Raw genomic sequence first — 2589 nt, 5'->3', positions numbered from 1 at the left:
AGGAAAGCAGTCTGATGCCTCTGACAGTGAATAGGAAAACACTGATATGAGCGATGTTATCACATCGGGTGTCACGCCCGCAATCGTCCCCTTCAATTTCGAAGGGACTGAGGTCCGCGTCAACGATCGCAATGGTGAGCCGTGGTGGGTTCTTGCTGATGTATGCAAGGTGCTAGAAATCGCCAATGCGCCTCATGCGGCAAGTCGTCTGGATGATGATGAAAAGACCACTGTCGCTATTAGCGATAGTGGGAATCTCAACGCTGACCGCACGATTATCAATGAGTCCGGCCTGTGGTCCCTCGTCCTGACCAGCCGCAAGTCTGCCGCCAAGCGATTCAAAAAATGGATTACCAGCGAGGTTATCCCGTCCATCCGCAAGACTGGCTCTTACTCTGTCGCTACCGCCCCCAAACTAAAACGCGTCCGCAAGCCTTCCGTGCTGAAAGCATTTAAGGACGGCTACGGTATCGCGAAGATTATTGGCTTTGATGATAATCAGGCGACAATCAGTGCCGGGAATTACTGCCTGAGTAAGTGTGGAGAGAACCCGCTGCCAGCATTGGGGCTGGCCTCCTTGACTGCCCCAAATCAGGATAATTACCAAACCCCGACTGAGCTGGGTGCTGAACTTGGATTGTCCGGCAGGAAGGTTAATCAGCTTCTAAGTGAAGAGCTGCACCTTCAGAAACATACTCCTGGTTCATCATCTGGTAGTGACTGGAGTATGACTGAAAAGGGGCTTGCTTACGGTCGGATGTTCGACTCAACCCGTAAGGGTGGGAAAGGCTCACAGCAGCAACTTAAATGGAAGCCATCTGTTGTGGAGTTTTTGCGCCCTTTTGCCCTGACGCCAGCGGAAACGGCCTGACTACGGCCCGCCATCCCTTCGGGGGTGGCAACGCTGGTGCGAGAATGAATTGGGCCGCATTGGGTTACAATATTGGTCTGACTTTGCAGGTTGTAGCAGATATAGAGGAGCGAAATCTCCCCTCACCAATGGCACGAGAGTATCTACAGGCTGGTGCGCGGGCTATCATGCAGATGTGGGATGATCTTGAGGACGCTGAAAAACAACTCATAGCAATCGCTTAACAAGGAAGCGGTCATCAGACCGCTCCGCCTAACCGGCGTCTCTGGGTGGATCAGGGCGGATCAGGCGAAAGCGTAAGAGGGGTAAAAATACTTGTACCAACAGATAGATTACGATAAAGAGTAAACATCAGCCACTGTCAAAAGGCTATGTTCTTGCTCAGACAAGCGACCGGTTAACCTTGCGGTTAATGCCGGGTCTTTTCTCTGTTTAGCGAGACACAATCCCAATCGAGAGGCCGTCCAGTTGGCGCTGGGCGGCTTTTCTTTTGGATAAAGACTACTAACTCTCAAGTTTTTTACCTGAAAAAGACTCTATTACTTTAGTTGCTGTTGATTTTGGCAAGCTGCCTTTCTTTATTTGTCCTGTTAAATATGTAGGAAGCTTATTATTTATATACTCTCTGCGAAGCCATGACCTGAAAATGCTAATTATAACATCTGGATACGCAAAAGATGGTTGAGGGTTACTTTTAGCTTGTGGATAATATGTGGGGTAACTATGATCGTATTTTATACGATCTCCATATTTATCAAGCTCATTATTTTTCCAATAATGAGACCATGCTTTTCCTACGGAAATATCTGGGATAACCTTATCACTGATAATAATATCAGCTCGTATCATAGGAACAATCATTGAGGCTATTTCTCTGAAAACACTAAAATAACCCTCGGGAACTGAATCTAACGTCATATCAATTCTATCATGGAAATGCTTCCAGCTATCAATCGCTTGGCTACTAGGGGAATAACCTACGGCTCCATAAATAAATGCCCGAAAGGTTGTCTTAGCTAAAGTGCGAAAAGCAGCTATAGCTTGGGACCTGGGATCGTCAGAAACAAATGCATAGTATTCAAGAATAGATAAGCAAACTGGTTCTGGATAAGCATTTATAGATATTCCATTATGCTCCGAAGGTAAGTAAAGTGAATCCTCACTATATCCATTATCTCGTAATAGTGCGTTTATTTTTTGCCCGCGCGGTTTATTTTTTTCTGAAATCCAACCTGATGCAAGGCGATTCAAAACCTTACGATCTATCCCACACATCCGCGCCAGACCACTTTCTGTTAGATAAGGGATACCATTATCAAGGACTCCCATCTCTACCCCATTTATCTCCGCCTGCTTCTCAACGCGGAATAAACTCCCCTGCGAAGGGGGTGGGATCAAATCAACTCCAGATGGCGCTAACTCTTTGTTTTTCATGATTTTCTATCCGGGCCCAAAACCAACCATTTACTTAAAACACATCAGTATTCTGCCTTTAAAATGATCTTTATAAAAGAATAATTTAGAGCTACGAAAACTCTGGTACTCGCCGGTAGTTTGTACTATGACGAATCATGAGCAATACAAACGAGTTATGGCCGGGCTGCTGCACGGAAAACTACCGTGAGCATCTGACGAAGCCCAGAGACTGGAACGTGGCGTGTTTGATCACGCAGATGCGTTCTGGCCTTACTCTTGAGCAAATGACTGACGCACAACGC

At 46.4% G+C, this 2589-nt stretch carries 3 protein-coding genes; 2 read left to right on the top strand and 1 reads right to left on the bottom strand.

Going from position 1 to position 2589, the window contains the following annotated elements; all coding sequences use genetic code 11:
* The first annotated feature begins 46 nt into the window (after positions 1-46).
* Together HK25_RS12100 and HK25_RS12095 are read left to right on the top strand one after the other, a co-directional pair.
* On the top strand, positions 47-871 hold the full coding sequence (locus HK25_RS12100) for a BRO family protein (RefSeq protein WP_086636387.1): 825 nt from the start codon (positions 47-49) through the stop codon (positions 869-871).
* A 44-nt stretch (positions 872-915) separates the two neighbouring features.
* Entirely contained in the window at positions 916-1095 is a 180-nt protein-coding gene (locus tag HK25_RS12095) for a hypothetical protein (RefSeq protein WP_086636386.1), read from the top strand.
* Between the two features lie 280 nt (positions 1096-1375).
* Here the strand turns inward: HK25_RS12095 and HK25_RS12090 are convergent, their stop codons facing one another.
* Positions 1376-2305, bottom strand: a complete 930-nt coding sequence (locus HK25_RS12090) for a hypothetical protein (RefSeq protein WP_086636385.1) — start codon at positions 2303-2305, stop codon at positions 1376-1378.
* Positions 2306-2589 lie beyond the last annotated feature (284 nt).

It is taken from the genome of Acetobacter sp. DsW_059 (assembly GCF_002153695.1).
GTDB lineage: Bacteria > Pseudomonadota > Alphaproteobacteria > Acetobacterales > Acetobacteraceae > Acetobacter > Acetobacter thailandicus.
The sequence above is the reverse complement of the archived record's forward strand: the minus strand, read 5'-3'. Positions and strand labels throughout refer to the sequence as shown.

Bases quoted from the DNA above. Each gene is read 5' to 3' on its own strand.
- HK25_RS12095 (WP_086636386.1), top strand. From the start codon at position 916: ATGAATTGGGCCGCATTGGGTTACAATATTGGTCTGACTTTGCAGGTT.
- HK25_RS12090 (WP_086636385.1), bottom strand. From the start codon at position 2,305: ATGAAAAACAAAGAGTTAGCGCCATCTGGAGTTGATTTGATCCCACCC.
- HK25_RS12100 (WP_086636387.1), top strand. From the start codon at position 47: ATGAGCGATGTTATCACATCGGGTGTCACGCCCGCAATCGTCCCCTTC.